Consider the following 26089-nt stretch of genomic DNA (forward strand, 5'->3'; position numbering starts at 1 on the left):
CAGAAATCAAAATTCCACGACCCGATTACAAAAAACAAAAATTGACACTTGTAATTTTGTGGTGTGTTTTTAGAAATATAAAAAGAGTGAAAACGCCCAATGCATAAGAGTTTCAGGCGTTTTTTAAGAGAAGAACAATTAGAGATATTTTTTGAAATATTTTGCAACAACCCAAACCGTCATGCTGGCTGGCAAAACAAACAAAAGCATAAAAATGCTTGGATGAATGGAGATTGGTATCGAAAGATACAAAATAATTGGCAAAACCATAAAAGGAACAATGTAAGATTTTGCATGATGATACACAAAAGAAGTCTCACGGCCACCTGACCATGTTCGGATATCGCGCTCAGCTAAGCCGTCAATTAATGCAAACAGAACAAACAGCATCAAAGCAGGAATTGACATAATAATAACGCTCAGACGCAATAATGCGGTCTGTATTACGTAAATCATGGCATAAAGATAATCTAAGACGGAAGATTGCCCCAAGAATTCAACAAACCAGCTAAACCAAGTGGTTTTTACCACCCATGTATCCAGATACTGGATAAACAATAAAGATAAATCGCCAGGTGTCACCATAAACGACTGATAATCAGAATGTAGCCACCCAAATTCCACTTTGAGTACGTTATAAGCGTGTTGGGATCCGGAAAGACTCCACCATTGAAAATAAATCCCTACCCACTCAATCAAAATCGAGAAAAATAACGAAATAAAATACGAAACGATTGCCAACAAAATAAATCGTGTGACATTTACGACAACGCCTTTGTTACCTGAAGTCTCTGCCATTAAGCTGCCACCTTAGCAACACTCAGCCAATCATTATTACGACTCATCAGCCCTTCGCCGGTATTGTATTTTGCTACCATTTCACCATATACATCACTAAACTCAGTTTTAATTTTTGGATCGTCTTCTTTCTCAGGCAACGGCATCCGGATCTTATACAATTGCCCCCCCTCAATAAGAGCAAACGCTTGGCCTTTTGGCAGCGACATAACTGTCGAGACATCAATCATATCTACTTCACGTTTAGAAGTACGATCTTCGTTTTTCGATGTAAAATCCACACCAGAACCCACATCGGATGAGTCATTGGCACCGGTTACGGCCATAAGCTCATTCACCCGAACTTTCGGTAACTGGCTAGTTAGGATTTCCGCTGTCGTAGGCTCTTTAACACGCAGCATAATTAAGTTATTAAAGTTCCCTTTGATCTGACCTGCCTTAGACTTAGAACCGATTCGAGCCTCAATATCGCTCTCGGTCTGAGTATAGGCCGTGACTTGGTAGCCTGCACCACCAGCCTTATTGATCATCGGAATAAATTGATCTCCAACAAGCTCATTAAATTCATCCGCATGAATACTGACTTTTCTCTGGCCGGTTTGCATTTCCGGCAAACCGAGGGTAATGCCGTTTTTGTACAAGAAACCCGACACGCTAGTTAAATCAGCAAACATCGATGCGCCGACAGCGCTAGCTACGGTTGAATCAGACAGTGCATCCAGTCCAACATACACAACTGCTTTTTGCCGTATGGCACTCATCCAATCAAAAATTGGACGTTTATCGGTCACATCTTGATAGTCCGGCGCAATAAGTTCTGCCGCTCGACCGGTGGTGAGCTTTTCAAGCAAAGGTGCCAAGCTTGATACAATTTTGTCAAAGTAACTACGATCATATTTAAAAGCCCCTAGCAGTCCATCGAGGACGGCATCATAAAATTCTGTGGCTTCGCAATATTTCAATAGCGCAATGGCTTCTGGATTACGGTCTTTCAAACTAAATGGCAAGGTCTTTGGATCTAGGTTGTCCAGAATCTGATGATAGAGTTTTTCCCATCCTTCCGGAGCCAACTTACCTAAAATCATCTTGCCGTACTTCAACAATAAAGGTTCAATATTGTTGACGTATTTTCTGACGGAGTGATAAGAAGGTTTGTTACCCAGTGCGACATCCGCTTGCACAATGATATTTGCAAATCGCCAAGCAAATTCTTTAAACGCAGAGCTGTTTCCTTCAGATGGTAACGCATCAGACAATCGACCGGCCGGTTCCGTCACTTTGCTGAAATTACCGATCCCGTTGTAACGTGCAGAAACTTCCGGAAAGCCGAGATGAAACATATAAAATGGCCGACCGGCTCGTTTAGCCTCGATCTGACAACGCATCATCAAGTCGGCATCGCCCTTGGGATCAAAAACCACAACAACATCACCGCGACGAATATCTTGAGTAATCAAGATTTCTGCTAGCCTAGTCTTTCCAACCCTGGTTGTACCTAACACAAGTGTGTGCCCTACCCGTTCACCCAGCGGCATATCGACCGAATACTCACCTTCCAACATACCGACTGCATGAATGGCCGGATTACCACCAACCGGTGGTAAGGGTCTGACAGGATTAAAACGGCTGTTAGATGACAGCAATACAATTAAATACCCTGCAATTTTGAATCGCTCTAACCTCTTTTCAAGTAAACGTGCCCATTGATAGATTTTAGGCGGTGTGATGTATTTTTCGTTTTCAGGCTCCATCGCATCAAACAAACGTTGAGTATGCTTTTGAGTCCAACGAAACCCTAAACCTAAAAACAAAGTACGGTTGCTAACCGGTACTTGTCTAGGACGCATTCCATAATACGGCAGTCGAACCAGGTTTTTTTGGTAACGATAAATCTTATACCCCTGTCTAAACCTGGCTAGACCAATCAGCACAAAAATAGCTGAACCGACATAAGCCATATGCTGAGACATCAACAAAATTTGAGGCATTTTATACATGATCAGACTGATGATTAAAGCGGCTGTAGCAGAATGGAATTCAACGGGCGGCCGCAGTAAAGCCTCGATGGGATACTTGGGTCGAAAAATCATTATTGAGCTACCCAACCTTGATGGACAATAACGGGATACTGTTTAATATCCAAACTGTTTAAAAAGACATCTGCATTAACCAAATTTACATTTAATGGATGCGCTGCTTGACGAATTTTGTCAATTTCCGCCAATGTTTGAATGTTGGCCAAATAACAGATTGCATGATGTTTAACGAGCAATTCCTTTCTAAGACTTAACCAACGCAATGACAGAGGATCAGCACCCAGTACACAAAATGTTCGACCGGACAACATGGGCTTAAACTGATCATAACGATTAGATAAGGAGTAAGTTGCAAAGCGTCCAGGAGATGCCGACGTGGAAAAAGGTAAAGTCGCTTGTATCATTTTGGCCAAAGGGCTTTGATCAGGACTTTGAGCAGAACACACCGGCACAACTAGCACGAGACTAAGGCTTAAGACGGGCAATAACTTTTTGAGCATAACGGTAAGCTCTCTTACGACATTTCTTTGATGGACAGTGATACTTTGCGATTTGTAAAAACAAAGGATCACCATCAAATTGACTTAAAATTTCTGCTGCAACTCGGATATTGTTTTTTGGATCAAAGGCTTCATTCAAATTCTTAAACTTTTCTGAATGGTAGCGTAGCGATACTTGCATAATGCCGACATCGATGTTTCTCTGACCCCTCTTCAACGCCTTGTATACTTCCGCTATCGCTTGCTGTTTTGAGTTGTAATAAACCCCTTTCCCATCAAAGTTAGCCGTCCAAGGCCAGGGTTTGCCGGTCGAAGGGTTTGTAGATTCTTGCTGAGCAATACCATATAAAACCAACGGGTGATGGCCGTAGTGCTGGGCAATCTCTACAAAATGATTCGCAAACACAGGTAAAGAAGTCATCCAAATAACGCAGAACAATAAAAAACGCACAACAACTAATCCATTGTATGAACTTCTAAATTTGAACCATTTTTAGAAATAAAGGAGACTGGAACACTCAGCTTGTGCTTTGCTATAAATGTCTTATCACGATTCAATGTGATAAATCCGGTTTTAACTAAATCTTCCGGAACATGGAGCTCCGCATAACTTTGCAATGCTTGATCTGTCGAATCATCAACAATGAAGATATCCATTTTCACCTTATAAAAACGTACTTGATTAACCAACTGTGAAAGCCTTGCATGACACTCATCGCAATTAACCTTGGTAAAAAACTGAATACGATCATTGACACCAATTTCATCACCCCGAATTTGATTCAATCGTTCGTAATCAAACAGCATTCGCCCTTCATTTAGCTTTCGTAACTCAGCTTGAACCATTCGCATACTGACAATTGAGCTATCAACATACTGCACATACTTTTTAGCAAACAATTGGGCATACTTCTGCCGTTGTTCTGTTGTCTGTGCAAAAATTCCCAAAACCTCTGGAGGGGTCGATGGCGTCTCATTTTTAGAAAGTTGCTCAGCAATGGATTTGAGTGTCAAATACCGTTTCCATTCCTGGTCATTTAATCCCCAAAACTTCTGTTCAATACTTTCAATGGCCAGTGGTTCTTTAGATTTATTTTGTTGTGACAATTGCTCAACGGATGATTTTTTTACAGAAACATCATTGGTTTCAGAAGCTTGTACAACAGATACCAACAAAGGCAGTGCACTTAGCAATAAAATTTTTTTCACCTTTTAACCTCAATCATTATTTAAAAATATCCGTTAGACAGATCTCAGGCGTGTAAACGACCTTCAGTAGAGGCAAGTTATCTGTACAGCACTCATAACCTCTCCAATAATTCCATCCATACTGATTTTTTCCATCTGGATTTCTGCCCGTTGACCAGGTATCAATTCCAGTACTTTTACTTCCGAATGCTTTGCAAGTTCGATCTTTCTTAGGACTAATCATTTGCCAAAGATCTCTTTTCTCATTTGCTCTTGAACCCTTCGCTTGTACAGATATTCGCCAGTCATCGGCATTCGTTGCGATATCGACAGCTCTTTGTGCAATCACTGCTGCTGCTTTAGGATCTTCTTGCTGCATCACCGTACCGATTCTTGGCCATACCGAACCCCAGCTATTTCCGATAAGATTAAGACCACTTCTGGAACCAATTTCTCTTTGTCCAGGCAGGTGATAACCTTTTACGATTGACTGTATTCGATCAACAATCCCAAACCGCCATTCAAGCATATCGACCGTTGAATCATAGTAGGGAAAGAAAGGCGTGATTTTAGAAGGGCAAAACCCCATGAATTTCGAATCGCCCATTAATTTATTCAAACCACTGATTTGGATACTATTAACTGCTGCATTAATAGCAGCTGATTTTTGCTTGTCAGTCCAGCTTTCATCCTCATTTTTTGTATCAGGGTCATCCTGCACAAAATCAACATAAATGCTGCTACTGATTGAGCCTATTGACGAGGTGTAGTCTCCAGCAAATAACATGAAAGGATGTCCAACCACGGATGCATTTTTAAATATAAAATCACTTGCAAGGTATTCACCCATATCTAAATCCGCCCCCTTGTTACCGACAAATCCAACCAGTTGTGATTGGACTTGCCTGAACTCTTGCCAAGGCTGTTCTTCTACTTGATCGTAAACACTCACAATTAAATCCGGCAAATTGTGTCGAATTCGAGCTGATGTCGAAATCGAACAACCTGACAACGAGCAGACAAGATGTACACACACACCTATCAAACAGTAATCAATACACTGTGGATTGATTGATGTCTCAATCGCATCCAAAGAGGTAAATGTGGCGGCTTGAGAAGATTTAGCAGGCATCGTAAGCATGAGAAAACTCATGGTTAGATAAGAAAAAAATCTCAAGAGAACCTGTCTATGGCGCATACTGCACAACCACAACATCTTGCTGGTGACTTGCTACCTGATCTAGGTTTTGAGCATCCAAAGGGGTTTGGCTGACGTAAACCTTAAACTGATAAACGCCTGCTACATTAGGAAGCAATGCCGTTGTACTAGCGCTTTCAGCCATCGATATCGATGCATCTGGAGTCAAACTTTCCCAATAGTAATACAGCTTTTCACTCTCAATTTGAGCCAAAACATTAACGCTCAAATCCACAACTGATTGGTTGACGTTTAAAGACTGCCCAGCATCAACGTGATAAATCAAATCACTCGACTTCACGACAACTAATCGGTCTCGATTGAACTCAGGAACTGATTGCCGCTGATCCACTGTGTCTAACTGAGTTTTGCTGACCAATAACTCAAATTCATACATTCCATCATTCGAGAGTTCGACGGATGTACTTAAACTGTTTTGACTGACAATATTTGAATTCTCTTCAGAAACCGCTTGCCAGTAGTAAAAAATGGCTTCTTCAGACGCTGATCCAGACAGTTCTATAATATTTTCATGCGTATAAATCGACGATCCAGCTTCTACATTTAAGACTGTTGGGTTAGAAGACTGGTTGATATGAACTGAAATTGTATCGGTTGCTTCACGACCTAATTCATCGACAACCGTTAAACGATAAACGAGACTGCCGTTGGAAATGGTTCCAAGGTAATCAGGGACAGAAATTTCTAAAAATTCAGATTCTGAGGTGGTTGGAAAGTCATAATTGAAGTCATTGGATAATAATTGCCACTGATAACTAACCTCGTGATAACGTTGATCCAAATTGACGACTGGAGACAAATACACTTTTTCGCCGTTTTGAGCGAGTTGATCTTGTCCTAAAGTAACATTTAAAGGGCTTAATTCACCTGGCAGCATTTGAACGGAAATAAAGCTTTCAGAATAATTTCCGTAAATGTCGTAAGCTTGTGCTTGAAACTGGTAGTCCTGTGTAGAAGTGATATAAGGTTTTTCAAACCTTGCTGTACACGAGACTCGCTGTTTATCCTCTTCCCATACGACACCTGTATCTAGATTAGAATCATATTCACACACCGTTTGAATTGGTTCTAAAGACTCTCCGGAGACCTGAGTGACTTGGATAAAATCCGGTTGAAAATTGCCGACATAATTTGACTGTAAATAGAGGGTATCGCCTTGATAAGCCGTTTCAGTTATTGCGTTTTCAGTAAAAGATACTGATAGCTTCGCTTCATCCGGTGATACCTGGCTCTGGCAGCCTACTTGAACTCCTGCTAGAGAGAGTAATACAACCAATAATTTTCTATTTTTCATGTGTTTTCCTTTAATCTTAAAACTTAAGCCAAATGGCGTTTATAAGGCTTTGTATGAAGAGGTAACTGCCTGACATGCTCTAGTTCGAGAGGCTTACTGAAGTAGTAGCCTTGGTAATAGTCACAGTTCAAGCTACATAAGATGTCTAGTTGATGCTGGCATTCCACTTTCTCGGCCGTGACTGTTTTGCCAAGCTTGTGGCACAACGTAATTAAGCTGCAAGTGACTTCAAAATGCTTGCGATCGAAGTGGACGGATTCAATCAACTGTCCGTCGAGTTTTACGTTGTGATACAAATCAGTAATCTTGATCATCGAGTCAAAACCGTTGCCAAAATCATCAATAGACAAATCAATTGAAAGATTGGCCAACGTCTTAAGGTTTTCTCTTAGAGTCGCTTTATGAAATGGGTTAGGTTTAGTTTCTAATACTTCGATTTCTACCAGCACTTCAGGATGAAGGTGACGCATTCGCGTTACTTCATCAACATAACGTGTATCAATTCCGAGAGTCAAAGGGCTGACATTTAAAGCAAATGTGACGGATTGAAACTGACTATTTGCATAAAACAATTGCTGTACATCCAGATAAAACCGCTTTAGCACAGCCAAATCTAAGAAAACCATTTTTTCAACTTCCAGTTCTGCCCAATCAACCAAGCTTTGGGGAGAAATGGGAGGGTCTGTATCCAGCCTTAGTAAGACTTCGAATTTTTGTAAACTTTGTTCTTTATCAACGATGGGTTGATAAACCAATCGCATTAAGTGATTTATTTCGAACATATCAAATGAAATTAAGGTTTTACTCATCAATGACTTCCTTACCCTTCAACTTTCTTGATAACTTTTTGGTCATCTTTCTTGTAAACAATTTCATTCTTTGTCAGATCGATATGCACAACAGACCACCCCATCAATGAATCGCCAATAAACAACATTTTTAACTGCGATTTTGGATATTCGACAAACGCTGCATTTTTGCTTGACCAACGAGTAAAAGAAACAGGAGCCGGTAAACGAGAGACTTCACTTTTATTCACCCGTTTTTTTTCAGACTCTGTTTTTTTAGACGTTGTTTTTGAGTGAATTTTTTTCTGTAGGTCTACAACTTTCTCAACAAGCCCCTGAAGAGACTTTTGATTCTCAATGCTTAATTCTTTGTTTTTAACAACCGAGCTTTCTAGCTTGGAAATTTTGAACAGTAAATCCACACGATCTTTTTCAATCTGTCCTGCAAATTCTTCAAACTTTTCATGTAACGAATGGGATTCTTGCTTTGTATCCAAAGATTCAGTCTCCAGTTCTACTAATTCATTTGGGTACTTTTCAGATTCCAAAAGATCGTGTGGCGTTGACTGAGAAATGGTAGATAAATTATGAGCCGTGGTACTTACAGTATTACTTGGACTCAGTACTATTGGCTTTGAATTCACTAATTCAAGTGGTTTTATAGCTGCTGAAGGCTCAGAAAGCTTTTGGGGTATGGTAGAAGTATTGGTTTTTTGATTAAAATCGATAATATCTTCGACTTTAGCAGGCTCTGTTTCAATCACTTGTTCTTTTTCTAAGAAACCCAGCAAGCCTAAAAAGCCTACAGCAGCGACTACGAATAAGATCAGCACAACAAAGATTGTCTTAACAATTTTTATGAATTTGCGAATTTTAGAATTACCAGCAGACGTTTTATCGACCGACTGCTCTTCAGCGGAAGAGGCTGAGGAGTTTAGAGAGCTAGATGAATCATCATCCGACGGCAACGGTGGCAAATTTTCACTCATTTTTTTACATACCCATAGAAAAATAATTACGTAAGTAAGGTTAGTAAAAAAATGAAATCAAAGTACCGATTACAAGAAACAAAATCTCACACTTGTAATTTATCAATAAAAAAAGGTGCTTAACCCACTATCGAATTAAGCACCTTTTACGTTTTAAAACAATTACTTAAATTATGCTGATCGTGATATTTCATCCATACCGATGGTGTTGTCTTTTAACACTTCAGTCATCATTAATGAACCTAGCGCAAGCTCAACATCTCTCGGATCCAAAATCCCGTTCGCCATTTTTGTAGAGGCGTGTTGCAACATTGTCTGAAATCCAATTTTATTTCGCATATGATCCAGAGCGTTAAGACGTTCACTTTTTAGTAAATGATGACCAACATATTCATCCAGAGCTAACACTTCAGCAACAACGGTCGTTGAGGATATATTTCCAATTCGTAGGCGTATATTCTGGTCGATATCGATGGATCTCATAAAACGATTCCTGGCTTCAAAAGGTATGTGTTTTTCTGCGGATTGAGACAAGAATTCAACGGATTTCGTTTTTGAATCAATCATCGGAATTTCTTTCACGCAGCAAACACCCGTCAAAATCGTGGGTGAAAAGATCAGCTCATTCATGAGTAGAAAATGCAGCTTATCAATCACATTCAAAACACCGTGTGAACGAACACTTGCCCATACTTGAGCACCACTCATTGCCAACTCAACACAACGTCTAACAGCTTTACGCTCATTGATCTCGTCAACCACAAAAATATTGTACTCATCGAGCATTTCATCTGTAACGTCAGCTAACTTTCCACGGTACACGCTTTTTGATGGCCCTATCTGGCCATCAAAACTTTCAGCAATGAGTTTCATAACCTTATCAGCAGCTTTCAGATCAGCTGAAGCAATAATATTCAAGCCTGATGCCAGCCGCTGTAAAAACAAAAACGTATCGAGGTGGGCTTCAGAAAAGCCGCAGTCTTTTAAAACAGAATTATATTGATGCATGTTTCCACCTTTTATAGATTAAATTTGCTTTGACAATGGGAAAACATCCCTCTGTAAGCAGCAAGGGATTTATCGAAATTTTCTTTGTTTAAGTTTAATTTACTGTTGGCCAAGTTTCTTTCCACTCGACGATAGGTGTTTCTTCTTAAGTAGACTCGACCAGGTAATATGAAGTATCCCAATAAATCTATACCTTTTGATGTCTGGTTAAATATGGTTTTTTTTGGGTTAAAGTTCATGAGCAACCGTTTCGAAACAAAGTTTTCCATTAAAAGATGGCAACGCTTAATAAAGCGAATATCCTGGTGAATAATTAAAATATCATCCACATATCGAATGTAATGTTCTACACCTACTACATGCTTCATATACCAATCTAGTTCATTCATTACAACATTTGCTATCAATTGAGAATCTAGGTTTCCAATTGGTAGCCCTCTGTCTTGATGAGCTTTAAAAAGGCTTTTATGCTCTGGAACCTTACTGAAATTCAGGGCATTTCCTTTTTTAATCGCCTCTTCTCTTCGTTGATTAAAAAGGGTTTCATGTAGCAAAAACTGCAAAACATCATTTTCTAAAACACCATCTCGTTTAAAAATTTTCCAAACGGTTGGCAAGTGAATGCTTGCGAAAAAATTTGCTAAATCAAATTTTCCGAAATATGCAATGTCTTTGTAGTTTTTAGTTTCTTTTCGCGTTGCTTTAACCGCTCTAGTAACAGCGTTATGTATTCCTCTTCCTGGGATGCATGCATAAGAATCTTGGATAAATCTTTTGTGATACCAGGGTGAGATTCGGTTATAAATGATGTGGTGAACAACTCTATCTCTAAATTGAGCTGCCCAAACCTCCCTTGGTTTAGGCTTGGTTACAACGAACACTTCGCTCGGTAGTGGCTTATATCTTTGCGATTTGATCTCTTCAAAGAGGTTGATTAGATTTTTTTCAAGATCCATTTCAAACTGTATTTGATGATCTGAATTTCGCTTATTTTTACGACACGAGTAGTAGGCTTTGAATACCTCTTCAAGAGTGAATGGATAATCTGCGATCGGAACAATATCTTCTTGAAGTTTTTCTATAGCACCAATAGGTGGAACGGCTTGGTATTGACTGCGGACACAACGAACTCGGTTGAGATTGTTCTTGTTGTTGTTGCTCTGGCTGCCATCACTAAAGCTCTGGTACCATGCGTTATTGGCATTGTTCTCAGTGGAAGACCAGTAATTAGCTGTGGCAGCGCCATTGGTAAACACTCTTGCCGATGCACTCGGTTGCTTTTGAGCAGCGTCGGTTGCGCAGTCAAGCGGCAAGTTCAGTTGTAAATTCAACTTATTATTCACTTCGTCGCTCTGCCTTCTGCACTTTCTACCTGTCTTATGGATTCAGGTGGTTTACAACAAATACCAGTCAAATCTGCTCTCTCATATTTACCTTAATAAATATAAATCCGGCTTCAAGCCGTTCCACCTATTGGCGCTTGTTTTCTTTTTTCACTTTTTTTCCAACCTTCGGCTTGTTTGCAAATTTCAACGTTTAAATTAGATAGACGAGCAAACTGTCCAATTGAAATAAAGTGCATGTCTTTACATAAACGAAGGCTTAGCATAATTAGCTCCATGCGCTCTAAAATTTCTATTATTTTTGAAAGCCTATCTGTTGAAGAATTGTTGACACGATAGATCATGAGAACGATATCTCTAGATTGCTCAATCAAATCCTTGCCTAAAACTAATTTGTAGTCCCGTGGAAAATTTTTTACCACTTTCGTAATCATTAAAACTAGGTCATAAGTTTTCTTGTAAATGGGTAGATGGTCTGCTCTTGCCATATGGTCTCCAAAAAATTTCGCTGAGCCGTAAACGGCTCAGAAAGAATCAAATACTCAAATAATCAATAACTGCGGACACAACGAACTCGGTTGAGATTGTACTTGAGGTCGTTGCTCTGGCTGCCAACACTAAAGCTCTGGGACCATGCGTAAGTGGCATTGTCCTCAGTGGAAGACCAGTAATTAGCTGGGGAGAATCCTCCAATTAAGTCCTTTTGTGCAAAGAGGCTGTTCAACTGAGTCTTGGCTGGTAAATACCAGCCACTCCCTTTGTCAGAACAAAGTTTTGCTGCCACAGCATTTGATGAATTATTTGGTAAGCAGCTTTGTGTGATTGAGGTGTTATATTCTCCGTTTGTGGTTGAGGATGCCCCAGTAGATTGGTTGTAGCATCCATATTCAGCTGTACGATTTTCATCAAAAAGTGCAGCAGCCATACCTGGTTCAACCGTTATGCCTCCATTTGGACTTACAGTCTTGACATACAAAGAGCCACTGGCTTCTAAATAAAATCGACACTTTGTAACACCTGAATAAGACATACAGTTTGGATATAAATTATTATCAATATCTCGAAATTGCACGTTGGTCGATGTTTCTACATCAATCACTCCTGCTGGTGGGGCAGCGTTCATATAATCGCATCCTGCCCCACAGCTCTCCCCATTAATTGTAATTGTGTAGCTTAAATCAGCAGGGTCTTTTTCTACGGTCAGTTGAGCGGTTTGCATCGCTTCTGCCATTGCTTGAGCATCAAGAGATCCTGAAGATGCAGCCGTAGTAGATGGCTCAGGAAAATACAAATAAGATGCTGTGCTACCTGGTTGTACAATGACGGGGGCAGCAACTGCCTGTGCTCCAACCCCTAACCCAATCATAATGATCGATAATTTTAATGAACGCATATTCCACCTAATTTATAAACTCATTTAAATCTAACTTCCAACCTGATCCACATGCTTCTCCAGCATTGCAAGCCACGAGATCACTTCCAGGCACAATTCCAGCGGTAGCGCCTAAAAGCTTTCGTGTTTCAAGTGACTTCTCAAAATCAGCCTCAATCAGTGCTTGATCTCCGTCAAAGCTAGCCAATACCACCAACATATCAACTTCATTCGTTGGCTCATCATCGGCTGTACCTAAAATGCCATCGACCCCTTCTGTAAAGATTTGTCGAAAAATGGCCACATAATGATCACTGGTTATTGGCGGTAGTTCTAACGGCCATAGATTCCGCTGTTTTAACGCATAAGCATCAAACGCACAGGTATGTAACGTGGTATTAAATGTAGCCACACCACCACTTAATTCGTCAGTTGCACTATCGATTCCTGTTGCATGTATCTGGCAATACTTATTTGCATCCGTTCCATCGGTCATAGCTTGGGTTATGCCTGTTCGATGATTCAAAAAGTACTGAGCAGCACTATTTTGAAATGTGGCCAAGTTGTCGGATTCCAAAGCGGCAGATGACTTTATCGACATGGTTTCATTCATCTGTAAAACGGAAGTCATTAATAATGCAACAACACTGAGCGCTGCAACCATCTCAAGCATCGCCATACCTTTTTGCGTACCCAATTTTTTATTCGCAAAGCGTTTTATAAACATCGGCATCACTCCCTGTCTCTCCCAACACGATATAGTCTTGACTCCCTGACGATAAACGAGTTTTCGTCAAATAATTGGCTTCAAGACGTAAAATAGCAGGCTCACTTAACTGCCCACATACAGCCCAATTATTCGTATCTCTAGAAAGATAAAAATTTGAATAAGCAGCAGTTGACAAAGATTTCATACCACTTGGTAGCCGTGTATTGGATTGAATATCTACCCATTGATAAAAGGTTTTTGAGCTAGGTGCAGGATTCTTCTCCACAAAAAGCTTTGCAGCCCAAGTGAAGTTTTTATAAGCACTGACTTCTTCAGTAACCTCAATGATTTTAGTTCCGGATGAATTTTCCTGAATATGACCATTCAAGCCAGCTTGCAAAGCTACGCTGCCTACCAACAACACAATATAGAGAAATAACAAGACCTAACCCTCCAAACCTTAACTAAAGCCTTACTTAACTAGCTGCTCGTTTTTGAATTAATGCTTGCCGCATTTGATTTTTTTGAAAGAGCACTTCATCTTTAAGTTGAGGTAAATTACGAGAGCGTATAGTTGAAGCAACTTTTGAAGAGTCTCCCTCTGATTTTAATATCGTTGTATTTAAACGGCCGTCCTCAATCTTTTGATGCAGAATCACGCGTAATACTGAAGCAAGTGTATTAGATGAGTTCTCTCCAAGTAATTGATTAAAAGAATCAAGAGAAGAGACTAAATCTGTCCCAAACCCTGTGCAAATAACCAAGAAACCATTGGAGGCTGCACGCAAAAGCATTTGAGCGGCTTCAGAATCCCTGACCTCACCCACAAACAAAATTAAATTTTGATTAGCTGGCTGGGATCGAAGTACCCCTCTCATCGATTCAGTCCAATCTCGGTCGTTGGCAACGGTTGTCTGGGTGCAATAACCCTTACCATGTCTGCCATTAATCGGATGTTCCGGAGGATCCTCAACCGTGTAGGCCATACCTCCTAAAGCCTCCAGTCTAGATACCACCGTTGCAGAAGCGGTCGTCGTTTTTCCTGAACCAGGAGCGCCGCAAATAAAAATCAACCCTCCCTTCACAATGCTTGAATCAATCAATGCCTCTTGAACATACTCAGGGAGAGGACTGGGAAGTCTACTCAAATTCAGAGCTTCATTCGTTGCACGACGAACGCGATACCAAATTCCATCGATTGAGCGTGTATCTTTATAAACACGATAATGCTGTCCATTGTGTTCAATAGAGGCATCTTTTGATTGTGTTGCTTGACAGAGTTCGTAGAGGCTTTGAATTAATTCAGGATCAGAAAAATCCTTACCTGAAGTCAACCCTGGAAATACCAGAGTTGAGTCCAAATCGACTTCACTACCGGACTGGTTTTTTCCGGCAGGAAGCGTTTTTACTTTAATGTGAATATCTGTAAAAGACATAATCTAAAAAACTTTAATTACTTAATGGTAAAAACAATGACAGGAGATGTTTCAGAGCACCCCGTTGCAATAGCCACTGGATTAGGTGTATCGGTTGATACACTTTTTACCTGATTATCTGCCGTCACAGTCAAACCTGATGCTAATGACGCTGAATCACCGACTTGCAATTGATGCGAAAATTTTGAGATACCTTTAACCAGATCAACACAGGTTTCTTTGCCTAAGTTTGCACCGCCAATTTGCATACCAAACTCACTTGTGTTGGCTGCAACGACAACATCATGCCCCCAAGGATCTAAAATTTTTGTATTAGTCGCATCCCAAACAAACGGGCTTTTAACCAAGCCTGCATTATTCCAATTTTCAATTGTATTCAGCCCAGTAAAATCATTGGCAATACCAAATAAACTTCGAGCTTTAGTGGCAGTATTCACTACGGTTTGCACCGTATCGTTTACCATCTGAGCATCTGTCGCATTTTTTTGCCAAGATATAACCGCTGTTGCAGCGACCCCCATCAAGCCTAAAGCAATTGCCCATTCCATAAGAGCAACACCACGTTGCTTATGCTTATAGTTATACAGTCGTTTAGGCGGTTGTGATTCAAGCTTATTTAAATCACAGTTTTTTACAGATTTTTCCATGACAATCTCCTTTATGGAATTTACTGAGTGATAGATAAAAGGCTCATGTACACCCAACCAATTACTCCCCCTACCAGGGCAAGCAATAAACTGGACAAAACATTGCCAAATATAAATTGCAGTCTTGAAAAAACGGTTTTTTCGATTTTTTCAACAATGATTAAGAACGCTTTCGAATCAGATCCCATGCGGCTGTAGACATTAATAATCCAGTGATATTTTGGAGGGATCATTGATAAAGCAGTTAAAGCCTGCGCTGTTGTCTTACCTTGACGAATGCTACGCATCACCAATTCACATTGATATTGAATATAGTTTGAGCTACCTGAACGAATATGTTTGATTGCGTCAGATAGCGGAACTCCTGCTGAGATATACCCCTCAATGGAATTTAAAAAACGCGTGGATTCTATTTGAGACATCAATCCGAAAATGGGGATGTTACGATCAGCAAATTCTCTGCTTTCTCCAGTCCATCGAGGCAGCAAAAAACGGATACCAAAAAAAACAGCCGCAATAAATGCGACAATCCCAATTGAAATATAAACAGACATATCCGCTACTTGCGCAAACAGTTGTGCACTGTATGGCCACTCATACCTTGGTTTGACCTCTTCAAAGCCAGGTAGAACTTTTATTGAAAAAAAGAGCAGTAGAACAATCAAAGCTGCAATATACATCAAAGGTTTGATGAGTGATGCTGTGAGAGTTTTTGTCAATTTCTCTTTGTTCTCAATCGTCTTTTTTGCATTGGTAAATCCCGCTTCAAGATTCCCTGAAGATTCACCTGCATGGATAAGCATGTACTCACCTTGAGGAATTAATCCCTTGAGTGAAGCAGTGATTGACAATGCTTGACCGCTTCCACCACGTAATCTTCGATTCACCTCTTTGATCAAAGGCGACAATGGATGACGAACTTTCTTAAAGTCGCGTTCCATATCCTTCAATGCATCGGTTAAAGGAATCCCTTTATGAATGATTCCTGATATAGACTCATACCATTCAAGACGAACTTGATCTGTCACTAGAATTTGTTCAAAAAAATTCAAAGATTTTCACCCTTTATCAATCCAATCGAAATTTCTACGTCATGTGGATCTACGACCCCTTGCAAAACTTTTGTTAAAGCGTGTGAAACGGCTCTTACCCCAAATCGGTCATGTTGCAAATGAGAAAAGTTGTTCCAAATTTGAAATGCAGTTTCAAACTCCCCTTCTTTAATTGCACTTAACAGTGGCGTGGATGTCGGTAGAAATTCAGAGGCTACGGTTAAACCAACCGTGCCTTTACTATTGCATGTACTACATTCACAGCCATCACGATTGCGAAAGCGAATCAATTCAAATTCATCGATCTCAAGTACGCCAGCTAATCTTGATTGCAAGCCTTCTGTTATGTATTTTTTTTCGATTGCTTGTTCATAATTCAATGAACAGTCCGGACAAATTTTAGGAATCAATCTTTGATAAATGACACCTGAAAGAAACCCTTTCATAAACAGAATATTTTCAGGAACACCGATTTCTCGGAGTCGCATAAAAGCAGCCATTGCATCCGATGCATGTAAAGTGGATAAAATTTTCCGGCCGGCCAAAGACAAATCTTTCATGATGCGACCAGCTTCTTCATCGCGTACTTCACCCAGCATGACGACATCAGCATCTTGTCTGAGGGTTGCTTTCATCAGCTGGCCATATACAGAACCTTCCGTATTCTGAAGAGATTTACGTCCGGATGAGACACCCATCTGACAAGCGCCAGTAATGACGTATTCGACTGGATCTTCAACTGAAACTAATTTGATATTTTCACCGCGAACTTCTTGAATTCGGGTGGCAATACTATGTAATGAGGTGGTTTTTCCTGAGTTAGTCGGACCGACTAATAAAATTGCACCTTGCGCTCCCAACATCATCTCTTCAAGCTCTAAAACCTGACCGCTTGAATAGCCAATTTGAGCAATACTGGGTAAGTCATGATGTATCAACAAGCGAGTCACAATTTGAAAATTACCACTTGGATAGATCGGTGCAGAATTAAATCGAATCTGAACTTGCTTGTTGTCTTTTGTTACATAATTGATAGAAGCATCTTTAACGGAATCCGCAGACCAAGTAACGTCTTTTGAAGAGCTATCTGCATAGATTTGATACAAAATATTGCAAATTGATTCTGCCGTTTGTTTTGATATTGTTTTTTGTTTGACTCGTAGAGAATCGATTCGAAAAAACACATCGCAATAGCCGCCACGGGTTTCGATATGAATATCTGACGTTTTTTGTTTTACGGCATCTTCAATTAAATTCCAGACAACTTTCTCGGCTTGAGATACATCATTAATGGCATCATTGGCAACATCCATTGATCGCAAAGATCGAATGACTTCTGATGTTGCGCTATAACTCTGATACTCAATATTCCGATTTCTCAAACGAGTCTTTAGCTCAAGTAATTTTGAATCTCTCAGCATTAAGTTATCGACAAGCAATGAATTGTTGTGTTTATTGCCGATTAAAATTGCGATATTGTTGAATTCATCAGAATTCGCACTAATATCAGCGAAGCTTAAAATTTTACCGGCCGGTACTTTGTGAATATCATCAATTAGCACAGTCATTTACTGCCTCCTAGATACACAGAGAAATTCAACTCGCCACGACTCTGAGAATCTAAGTTGATACCAAACGATTGATGTAAAACGTAAAACGATTGTGACTTTGTAAAACTGTTTTTATTAAGTAAGTTCGTTAACAACTCAGCGTTACCAACCGCCTTAATTTCAGCTTTATAGAACAGTGTTTTATCTGAAATATTTAATTCTTGATTTCCTTTTTGAATGATTGGTTCAAATTTTGATACTTGAAATCTTGACAGCCCAAATTGTCCAAGAATTTTGATGATCTCACCTCTATGCTTGAACAGTTGTTTTTCTGTGATTACCTCTTCAAGAGGAATCAATTTAGAACCCGATTTTGATTCTTTTTGAAGTTCTTGGAGTTTGAAAACAGAGGTAGCAGCCTGATCGTCTTGCTGACTGGAGGCTTTAAAATCAACGCCAATTAAATCGATCTTCCCTAATGGGTTAACTTTAGCGGTTGCGGCTTGCCATTGGACAGTACAGGTGCTTTGATCGCACTTTAATGACTTTGGTTTATATCCACTTTGAATAACAGGTAACGATTGATAAACGTCATGCCAAATAACAGCTGTAAATTGGGCTTTTTGGTTAGTTTGATCCAATTTCATCGACAAAGATTTCTCGTACTCATGTTTCAAAACCAAAAGACGTTTTTCTCTTTCTTCTTTTTCATTGCTGACATTAGAAATGATGTGTTTCACAACGGGTTGAGAGAAAGATTCAGGTACAGTGACATCAAGTGCGGCAGGTTTATTTAACTGAGTGTAAGCATACACAGAGGCAGTCATTACAGTTGCAGTGATGAGTAGTGCATAATTTGGTTTGCGCTTATATGCTTGACGTAATGCTTTTTTAGAGACTTCTTTATCATCAATAGCAAACTCAAGATCAGACCAAAATTGATCCGAAGTTTTTTCCTCTTGCGTTTGAGATCCATACTTCAGAAGTGGTAAATCTGAAAATGTTTGCAGAACATCTTGGTAGATAGCATCTTCGGTCAGATTATTTGATTGCAGAATCAGATCATGGCCATTGACTGGGAGACCATTTTCAACCACTAATACCCAATATTGATCATTACCAAGATGTACGACAAAAATGCCATCAAAGTGCAAATCTGCTAGCAGTAATGACGCAACGTATCGTCCAGCCAAAGGCTCAGAACAAAAGCCAATCAAGATATCTTTAGCTTCAAGTTTGACTTCAACTCTATGCTTTATTCCTTCTTTTTTATAATCATCGATTAGAGTCTTAGCATCCTTTCTTGAATGCGCTAAACGCCAATCTAGACCGATTAAAAAGGGTTTTTCTCGTTGAATTAACAAGTGACTACCTCATTGTCATTGGATTAGCTGTATTAGCATTCATAGGAAGAAGGGTAACTTTGCCTCCGGCCGACACTTCAACTGAAGTTGGGGTGATATTGGAAATCTTGACACCAGGATTCACGACACCATTGAGTGAAACAATTCTTTGAGAACCATTTTGATAAGACAGCCTGGCTTGGAATTTTCCATCAACGCCTACAATGGAAAGAACTGTAGGTAAAACGCCAAATAATTTTTCCTCTAAACGTTTTTGTATATCGATCTTAGAAATTTTAGCGTTTAACTTTGAGTTTTCTTGATTCAACGTTTCCATATCAAGCTGATGCATTAATCGTTTCAGTTCGATGTCGGCAATACTGGGTTTACTGACATCCATTGACTCTTGAGCTTGGGATGCATTCGTTGCTAAAATTAAAGGAATCAAGAATAAAACGGATTTGTTAAACATAATTACACCACCCGATCGTTAGAGGTTTTTATCGTCAATAAGATAATGCTGATATCTCTAGATTCTTCGTAATTTCGAGAAATACCGAAGATGCCATTTTGAGAACTCTCTGATGCTCTTGACTGATCCAATCCCACCAACATAATGGTCTGACCATCTTTAAGCACCGCTTGTTGCTGCATACTTTGAGAGCTAATACGCGGTAATTGATAAGTTTCTGAGCCTACAGAAACATCCTCCATCGCTATCAGATTTGACATTTGTAGCTGGTACTGCAAAAGAATACGATTATCAATCAAGATCATCGGCAAGAAATTCGCAGTTAACCCAACGGTCTTAGAGTCAATATTGGGTGTTAAAATAACGCCTGAATCCTGAATGACATTAGAAGAGATTGATCTTAAGTAAGGAACTTCCTCAGCATTCTGATAGGGAGCAGGTTGTCCGTTCATTGCAACAACTTGACCTTGTATTCTCAAAGACACATCCCCAAGTGTTTTAATTGCTTTCAAAATTGCTTCAAAACCATAGGATTTATCCATTCCTGACAAAATCAATTGTCCAGAGCCAGACGAAGCAGTACTGCCCAGTGTTGATTGCAAGACTTGTAGATTTGCATTGTTAATTAATGATTCGAAGTTGATATTTAAAGCGGCACTACTTCCGTCTTTAAGTGACAAATTGATAACCTTAAGATCCACCAAAATGTTACGACTGAAACGACGATTTACCGAATCAATATAACGTTGAATGGCACTGTGAACATGAGGTTTAGCAGTGATGGTTATAGACCCTAGATCTGGATTCGCGACTGCAAATCCTTTGCGTCCTTCAACACTCATGGATGCATTTGATTCATTATTGTTCGACGGATCAGCACGACCGCCTAAAATGGCCAAAACCCCATTAAGTACGGAACGCCAAGGAGACACATTGATATCATTGGAAATCGTGACACTGGCTCCTGATGACACCGAATCTCCTGAAGGATTGAGTGACATTGAAGCCATGACTGGCTTTGATCCGGCCGGAATGCTTAATCCGTAAGTTTGCGTTTTATAACGATAAAAGTTTATGGAGTTATGGTTTTCACCGACCTCCCAGGAAAGATCAAATTCTTTAGCGACCTGATCTAAAAAACCTTCCAAAGTGCCCGAAAATAAAATGGTTGCTTTAGGCACTTCCTGAACGGCATCTTGAGTAGTTAATAATTTCGCATCATCAAGCGCTTGTTGCGCATTGAAATACAAACCGGTCTGTAGAGTTAGATCCGCTAAAATGCCTTTGAAATCACGATTTTGGGCGGAGTAACTGATTTTCTTAGAGAGTGCTTCTGGTTTTGATTTGTTCTGTAGTGATACTTCACTACCAGCAATTAAAGGTTTTTGAGACAGGTATTTTTGCCCCTCAAACATTTCATTACTTCTTGCAACAATGTCATTGACTTCAAGTTTTGTTTTTTCAATGGTGTCTTGTGCTTTTTTCTTGGTTGATTCGCAACCATTTAATGAAATGGCAGCAACTCCAAATAGGCAAGCGATCAATATACGTTTGTTAAATACCATTTCCTTAATCCTCATTTACACCGGCTTTCGTTGATACGACTTTAATAGCATTTTCATAGACCATAATGTCAATGGGCTTACCTTCATCTTTTAAGTGTTCGACAACTTTGGTTGCAGCTTCGACGGCACTTTTGGCATGAATCTCTGTATCGGCAACAGCTGGCCATGTAAAGTTTGGTTCCCAAATCAATGGAAAGTTTTCGGCTTCAGCCCAAGAACGAAGTACTTCATCAATTCTTTTGCCTTTGGATAAGGTATAAATCTGATGGCTCGTTTGAATTTCTCGGTCACTATCTAAAGTTTTTTTCTGTTGTGGGATAGTTTTAGGAGCCTGTGAAATGGATGCTGTCATTGATGTGTTGCAAGCTGGCTGTAAAAACAGTACATCAGTTCTTCTTTGCTCAGCACTGTTTAAGCTTTTATCTGGGTGTTCACCTAACACTTCATGTTCAACGATATCGTTACCCAATTCAAAATGCTTCAAAGTCTTCATGACATACAGCATTCGAGCTTGAGCTAAACCTTCGTTATAACGTCGATCACCGGCATGATCCGTATAGGAACGAATGGCTAGCTTTCGCCCTTTCACGCTATTCAATTTGACCGCATTCAAAAGTTGGTTTTTAGAGGATTCTGATAACTTAAAAACTTTTTTAGGGTAAAGAATTTTGAATTGATCAACGACATTGAATTCTTTGCACTGCCCTTGCAATGGTTTTTCAATAAAAACCGTGTTCTTGTACATAGGTTTTTCATCAAGCATTGCTTTTGCACCATCAGCCAACTTAAACGATACAGTGCGACGAACAGGATTTATGATTGGAGACCAGTAGCTACCTGCGATTACTTTTAATGCATCTTCCAAAGCGATAGGACCCAAACGTCTATAAACTCTTGGTAAGGGTTGGCTAAAAAGGTTTTCAATATGCTTGTCTTGATTAAATTCATCTAATCGGTAGCCTGAGCCAACCAGAATGATTTCGAACGCCTGTTTAATATTTTTCACTGAAGACGGAAAAATAAACTCGACCTCCATACTTAAAGGATTCTTTTGTGCCTCAGTAGGTTCAGTTGAACTCGTGGTATAGCGACCAATTTGAATATCACCAGCCAACGAAAGCATAGAATTTGAACTTGTCAGTACTGAAAGAACGGAGACAACCAAAAATTTACGTGTCATGCTAAAAAACCTTTTATTTGATTAATTAGCATTATCGGGTAAATAAAAAAACAACACCCCGATTACAAAATACAAAAACTTGCATTTGTAAATTCAGATATAAAAAAACCGCTCAGAAGGCGGTTTTATAAGGCTCACAGCCTAAAATAAGTAAATGCATTTTTTAAGAAAATAAATAATAAAAGAGTATTTAAAGTTCAGTTTAGTCAAGTTAAAGGTAAGAGAGATTGAACACCGATAGACTTTATTTAAAGCCCATTGGTGTTCAATCCATAGTAGGACTGAACATTAGAAATCAAGGTAACTCATTCATAATCTTCTCAACTTGAGCGTTTTCACCATAATTGGTAAAAGGCTCAAAATTGCCATCAGCTACAAACAAAGCGACCGTAAGCGCCACAATCAACGCCATGACTGGCGGTTTAGTAATAAGACTCAACATCATATCTCTCCAAATAAGAGATACAGCACTCCCCTTCAGGGTTGTGTGTACCCCGAAGGTTAAAAATAGATCGACCGGTAAACCGGTCGCCACTTACTCAGTTATCTCGCTTGCTTAGAAAGCAGCAGGCGAATACAATAAAAAAGCAAGGAAGATGAAAATTGCAGTAAGGGGCATTTTCATACTTACCTCCAAAATAGACGGCATCGAAAGGTGCCGTTTTCCTTTTCTGGCGATTGCCAGACCGGTTGAACGCCCTTACTCGCTCAAACCTAAACATCAAGCTACTTGATCATCAAACAAATCAGCTTGATAATCCGTCAGCTTATCGACAAAGCGAACCGCTTTCATTGCTTCTTGAGAAGCTTTGAAAATTGCCTTATGGTCATTTTTTAAAATTTTGATCCAACTTCTAATGTATTTGACATGGCTGTCATCGATTTCTCTTTCAAAACCAATATCTGCCGCTTTAAATACAGAGAACAATTCCGCAATTAATTCTTCAAAGGCATATCGATCTGATCCAAACGAATCAAAGTCAACAATCCCTTCTCTTGATAATCTATTTTCTGCGCCAGTCCAATGACCGGCCTCATGCAAAACAGTTGCGTAGTAAGCTTGCTCTGAGTGAAACTTGCCCTTTTCAGGAACTGTAACCGAATCGGTTAATGGTGAATAAAAAGCTTTATTTCCTTTATGCATTAACTTAAAAGGATCTTCTGAATCTTTTAACAATTGCACAAATGCCTCAGCCTGAGTAATTGGTGAAAATGTTTCACCAAGCCCTGATAGCCCTTCTTGAGACAATGGTTGGTAAAAGGTTTCATCCAGTCCCTCGATTTGCTCCACATTAAAATAAGGTGCAAATCGATATGACCAAATAATTTCTTCACCGTTTTCCATAGCTTGCTGGATACGCTCTTGGTTAGGCGAGAACAACTTACCATTTTCATCTTTCAAAAATGGACGCAGCCAAAATACCAAGGTTGATTTACTTCCCTTGATAACTTTGCCCCCTAGTTCAATTGCCTGCTTAAAGGTAAGCCAACGATTAACTTCAAAGCCATGTTGAACCATAGACATATAGCAAATGATTTGAGAAACCCCAATTAATCGTTTACCTGTTTTTGCATTAGTCGCAACAGAAGTCATACGATCCCAGGGACATTTCCAAGATTCATTGTTGAGTCCATTTTCAAGTGCTTCAACAATTTGGTTTGTGATTTTCTCGAATGCATCTTTATTATTCGATTTCTTTTTAAAAGTCATAATGTATCTCCTAAATTTATAGGCAAAAAAGGGATACACCGACCCAGCAGGGAGAAGTATCCCTGATGGGTAAAAAAACTAGATCGACTGCAATGAAATGCAGCTTTGGCCAAACGATCTGTGGCGGCCAATAAGGGCGCTTATTTTAAATAAGCAAAGGCTCGTTGAAGATGCAACGACACATTGAACACCGATAGACTTTATTTAAAGCCCATTGGTGTTCAATCCATAGTAGGACTGAACATTAGAAATCAAGGTAACTCATTCATAATCTTCTCAACTTGAGCGTTTTCACCATAATTGGTAAAAGGCTCAAAATTGCCATCGGTTATAAACAAAGCGACCGTAAGCGCCACAATTAATGCCATGACTGGCGGTTTAGTAATAAGACTCAACATGAACCCCTCCTTTATAATCATCTTCGAGACTTTTCTCAGGTTTCTATAAAGAACACTGAGAAAAGCCCCGAAGGGCAGAGAGGTTGTTAAAAGCAATAGGCATCAATTTTTATTGACCCACCCTTTTTCATCAAATCCGATCAGATTTAATGCCTCGGATTCTAGCCATGCTTTAAAAGATGTCTCATCACTTAATTGAATTTCACGCTGAAGAGGGATTACCCCTTCGACACCTTGACACTTAATCGTAACAAGTTCGGAAAAATCAAAAATTGCTTCAACTGCGCCAGCGAAGCCTTCAAAATTAGCAACAAAGCCATGATTAATTGCTTGTACAAACATAACGTATCTCCCAAAAATGAATTAGGGATACGTCGCAGCCCACACGGGATAACAAGTATCCCAATGGGTAAAAAATAATTTTCTAAATGAACGCAACTTAAGTCGAAAGTGACGGTGAATTAATGGACTTTTTGATTTCGGCAACCGTCTTTGGCTCCCAATGAAAATCCAATTCAATTAATGGATGTTCACGCAATGCTGAAATCGGGATATAACCAAATTCAGCGTTTTGCGGATCATTAAAGTTCACAAATCCAAAAGCTTGATGCTGTTCAGTAGCAACAACCAACTGACCATCATCTGGATTTACAACATCTTTCGCAGTTACGTACCAATCACACCCACCTGTAAAGTAATGTAAATGGATAATCGCATCGTCACCCAAGCCATCCTGAGCATAAACGTCAGGCATGGATTGAATTACTTCATCTAACTCGCGCATTTTTTCTTCAAAATACTCGTGCTCGGAACGCTCAATCGCCCCTAAAACGAAGGATGCTTGGGCTTTAGGCAAAAAAGACTTAAATAGTACAGTCTTGGTAAAAAAATCAGTAAATGACATGGAATCTCACCTTAAAAAAGAAAAGGGATATTCCTTCCCAGCAGGAAAAGAATATCCCACTGGAAAAAAAGTTAAGCACTGACTAATTGCTTGATGAAAATGAGAAAATTTCTCTCGTTAAAAGCCTTTCTGAAATCGAACACCAAGGTGTCTCAGTTGGGCTAATATAATATTGAGCACCAAATTCAGTCATTTCTCGGCCAACGATTTCTTTCAATCCCCATTGGACTCCAAACGCATTAGTGTAGTAAAGTCGATCTCCGACTTTATATTTAAACCCGTCCTCATCGACTGGTTCGCTATAAGAGGTCAGATAGGCTAACACTTGAGCCACATTCGCTTCATTAAACTGGGTAGAGCAGCCATCTAGCAAGCTAGCACCGGAATCAGTTATTTCGCCATGAGCACAGTAACAAATGCCTTCGCTAGCAAAAATTGTTAAGTCACCAGCGACTAACTCGCCTTGAGCTTTTTGAATAACCATCCAATCGTAAATCTCTGTAAATTGCATGACATACCTCCTTAATAAAAAAATAGAGAGATACATCCCCCATTGGGAGATCACTCCCTAATGGGTAAAAATACAG

29 protein-coding genes are annotated in these 26089 nt (G+C 39.6%); all 29 read right to left on the reverse strand.

Features of this window, described 5'->3' with window-relative positions; genetic code table 11:
• Positions 1 to 138: 138 nt before the first annotated feature.
• Complete coding sequence (locus D9T12_RS08120; protein ID WP_130537702.1) at positions 139 to 798, reverse strand: IncC plasmid conjugative DNA transfer DtrJ family protein; 660 nt, start codon at positions 796 to 798, stop codon at positions 139 to 141.
• Positions 798 to 2888: a type IV conjugative transfer system coupling protein TraD gene (traD, locus tag D9T12_RS08125; RefSeq protein ID WP_130537703.1), complete on the reverse strand. Its 2091-nt coding sequence runs from the start codon at positions 2886 to 2888 to the stop codon at positions 798 to 800. Before traD ends, D9T12_RS08120 begins: the two co-directional genes overlap by 1 nt.
• Positions 2888 to 3334: a DUF2859 domain-containing protein gene (locus tag D9T12_RS08130; protein WP_165395071.1), complete on the reverse strand. Its 447-nt coding sequence runs from the start codon at positions 3332 to 3334 to the stop codon at positions 2888 to 2890. Before D9T12_RS08130 ends, traD begins: the two co-directional genes overlap by 1 nt.
• Positions 3300 to 3755 carry a transglycosylase SLT domain-containing protein gene (locus tag D9T12_RS08135; protein WP_130537705.1) on the reverse strand — a complete coding sequence of 152 codons (456 nt, stop codon included), beginning with the start codon at positions 3753 to 3755 and terminating at the stop codon, positions 3300 to 3302. The genes D9T12_RS08130 and D9T12_RS08135 overlap by 35 nt, the downstream gene beginning before the upstream one ends.
• A 35-nt stretch (positions 3756 to 3790) precedes the next feature.
• Complete coding sequence (locus D9T12_RS08140; protein ID WP_130537706.1) at positions 3791 to 4543, reverse strand: hypothetical protein; 753 nt, start codon at positions 4541 to 4543, stop codon at positions 3791 to 3793.
• A 16-nt stretch (positions 4544 to 4559) separates the two neighbouring features.
• A complete protein-coding gene (locus D9T12_RS08145) occupies positions 4560 to 5663 on the reverse strand; it encodes a TraU family protein (RefSeq protein WP_165395072.1) in 1104 nt (367 codons plus the stop codon).
• A gap of 46 nt (positions 5664 to 5709) precedes the next feature.
• Positions 5710 to 7035 carry a PKD domain-containing protein gene (locus tag D9T12_RS08150; RefSeq protein ID WP_130537708.1) on the reverse strand — a complete coding sequence of 442 codons (1326 nt, stop codon included), beginning with the start codon at positions 7033 to 7035 and terminating at the stop codon, positions 5710 to 5712.
• A 23-nt stretch (positions 7036 to 7058) separates the two neighbouring features.
• Positions 7059 to 7844 (reverse strand): EAL domain-containing protein, encoded by a 786-nt coding sequence (locus D9T12_RS08155; protein WP_130537709.1) that lies wholly within the window; start codon positions 7842 to 7844, stop codon positions 7059 to 7061.
• Positions 7845 to 7855: 11 nt separating this feature from the next.
• Positions 7856 to 8812: a hypothetical protein gene (locus D9T12_RS08160; protein WP_130537710.1), complete on the reverse strand. Its 957-nt coding sequence runs from the start codon at positions 8810 to 8812 to the stop codon at positions 7856 to 7858.
• 171 nt (positions 8813 to 8983) lie between these two features.
• Positions 8984 to 9820: a hypothetical protein gene (locus tag D9T12_RS08165; protein WP_130537711.1), complete on the reverse strand. Its 837-nt coding sequence runs from the start codon at positions 9818 to 9820 to the stop codon at positions 8984 to 8986.
• An 11-nt stretch (positions 9821 to 9831) separates the two neighbouring features.
• Entirely contained in the window at positions 9832 to 11163 is a 1332-nt protein-coding gene (locus D9T12_RS08170) for a reverse transcriptase domain-containing protein (RefSeq protein ID WP_130537712.1), read from the reverse strand.
• Between the two features lie 113 nt (positions 11164 to 11276).
• On the reverse strand, positions 11277 to 11651 hold the full coding sequence (locus tag D9T12_RS08175) for a four helix bundle protein (protein ID WP_130537713.1): 375 nt from the start codon (positions 11649 to 11651) through the stop codon (positions 11277 to 11279).
• Between the two features lie 62 nt (positions 11652 to 11713).
• Entirely contained in the window at positions 11714 to 12556 is an 843-nt protein-coding gene (locus D9T12_RS08180) for an Lcl C-terminal domain-containing protein (protein WP_130537714.1), read from the reverse strand.
• 7 nt (positions 12557 to 12563) lie between these two features.
• Positions 12564 to 13262, reverse strand: coding sequence for a type II secretion system protein (locus tag D9T12_RS08185; RefSeq protein WP_130537715.1), 699 nt, complete (start codon positions 13260 to 13262; stop codon positions 12564 to 12566).
• On the reverse strand, positions 13237 to 13686 hold the full coding sequence (locus D9T12_RS08190; RefSeq protein ID WP_130537716.1) for a hypothetical protein: 450 nt from the start codon (positions 13684 to 13686) through the stop codon (positions 13237 to 13239). Before D9T12_RS08190 ends, D9T12_RS08185 begins: the two co-directional genes overlap by 26 nt.
• Before the next feature lie 34 nt (positions 13687 to 13720).
• Positions 13721 to 14680: an ATPase, T2SS/T4P/T4SS family gene (locus D9T12_RS08195; RefSeq protein WP_130537717.1), complete on the reverse strand. Its 960-nt coding sequence runs from the start codon at positions 14678 to 14680 to the stop codon at positions 13721 to 13723.
• Positions 14681 to 14697: 17 nt separating this feature from the next.
• A complete protein-coding gene (locus D9T12_RS08200) occupies positions 14698 to 15327 on the reverse strand; it encodes a pilus assembly FimT family protein (RefSeq protein ID WP_130537718.1) in 630 nt (209 codons plus the stop codon).
• Positions 15328 to 15347: 20 nt separating this feature from the next.
• Entirely contained in the window at positions 15348 to 16379 is a 1032-nt protein-coding gene (locus D9T12_RS08205; RefSeq protein ID WP_130537719.1) for a type II secretion system F family protein, read from the reverse strand.
• A complete protein-coding gene (locus D9T12_RS08210; RefSeq protein ID WP_130537720.1) occupies positions 16376 to 17947 on the reverse strand; it encodes a GspE/PulE family protein in 1572 nt (523 codons plus the stop codon). Before D9T12_RS08210 ends, D9T12_RS08205 begins: the two co-directional genes overlap by 4 nt.
• The gene (locus tag D9T12_RS08215; protein WP_130537721.1) at positions 17944 to 19293 is read right to left on the reverse strand and encodes a type IV pilus inner membrane component PilO; all 1350 of its coding nucleotides are present in this window, start codon (positions 19291 to 19293) and stop codon (positions 17944 to 17946) included. Before D9T12_RS08215 ends, D9T12_RS08210 begins: the two co-directional genes overlap by 4 nt.
• Positions 19294 to 19297: 4 nt before the next feature.
• Entirely contained in the window at positions 19298 to 19744 is a 447-nt protein-coding gene (locus tag D9T12_RS08220; RefSeq protein ID WP_130537722.1) for a hypothetical protein, read from the reverse strand.
• A gap of 2 nt (positions 19745 to 19746) precedes the next feature.
• Complete coding sequence (locus D9T12_RS08225; protein WP_165395073.1) at positions 19747 to 21309, reverse strand: type II secretion system protein GspD; 1563 nt, start codon at positions 21307 to 21309, stop codon at positions 19747 to 19749.
• Between the two features lie 4 nt (positions 21310 to 21313).
• Positions 21314 to 22489 (reverse strand): PFGI-1 class ICE element type IV pilus protein PilL2, encoded by a 1176-nt coding sequence (gene pilL2, locus D9T12_RS08230; RefSeq protein WP_130537724.1) that lies wholly within the window; start codon positions 22487 to 22489, stop codon positions 21314 to 21316.
• Positions 22490 to 22784: 295 nt separating this feature from the next.
• Entirely contained in the window at positions 22785 to 22931 is a 147-nt protein-coding gene (locus D9T12_RS12430; RefSeq protein ID WP_165395074.1) for a hypothetical protein, read from the reverse strand.
• Positions 22932 to 23210: 279 nt separating this feature from the next.
• Positions 23211 to 24200, reverse strand: coding sequence for an ArdC family protein (locus tag D9T12_RS08235; RefSeq protein ID WP_130537725.1), 990 nt, complete (start codon positions 24198 to 24200; stop codon positions 23211 to 23213).
• Positions 24201 to 24451: 251 nt separating this feature from the next.
• Positions 24452 to 24598 carry a hypothetical protein gene (locus D9T12_RS12435; protein WP_165395075.1) on the reverse strand — a complete coding sequence of 49 codons (147 nt, stop codon included), beginning with the start codon at positions 24596 to 24598 and terminating at the stop codon, positions 24452 to 24454.
• A 102-nt stretch (positions 24599 to 24700) separates the two neighbouring features.
• Positions 24701 to 24940, reverse strand: coding sequence for a hypothetical protein (locus D9T12_RS08240; protein WP_130537726.1), 240 nt, complete (start codon positions 24938 to 24940; stop codon positions 24701 to 24703).
• 97 nt (positions 24941 to 25037) lie between these two features.
• Positions 25038 to 25502, reverse strand: a complete 465-nt coding sequence (locus D9T12_RS08245) for a hypothetical protein (RefSeq protein ID WP_130537727.1) — start codon at positions 25500 to 25502, stop codon at positions 25038 to 25040.
• Positions 25503 to 25584: 82 nt separating this feature from the next.
• On the reverse strand, positions 25585 to 26013 hold the full coding sequence (locus D9T12_RS08250; RefSeq protein ID WP_130537728.1) for a hypothetical protein: 429 nt from the start codon (positions 26011 to 26013) through the stop codon (positions 25585 to 25587).
• Between the last annotated feature and the right edge of the window lie 76 nt (positions 26014 to 26089).

Source organism: Thiomicrorhabdus indica, from assembly GCF_004293625.1.
GTDB classification, from domain to species: domain Bacteria; phylum Pseudomonadota; class Gammaproteobacteria; order Thiomicrospirales; family Thiomicrospiraceae; genus Thiomicrorhabdus; species Thiomicrorhabdus indica.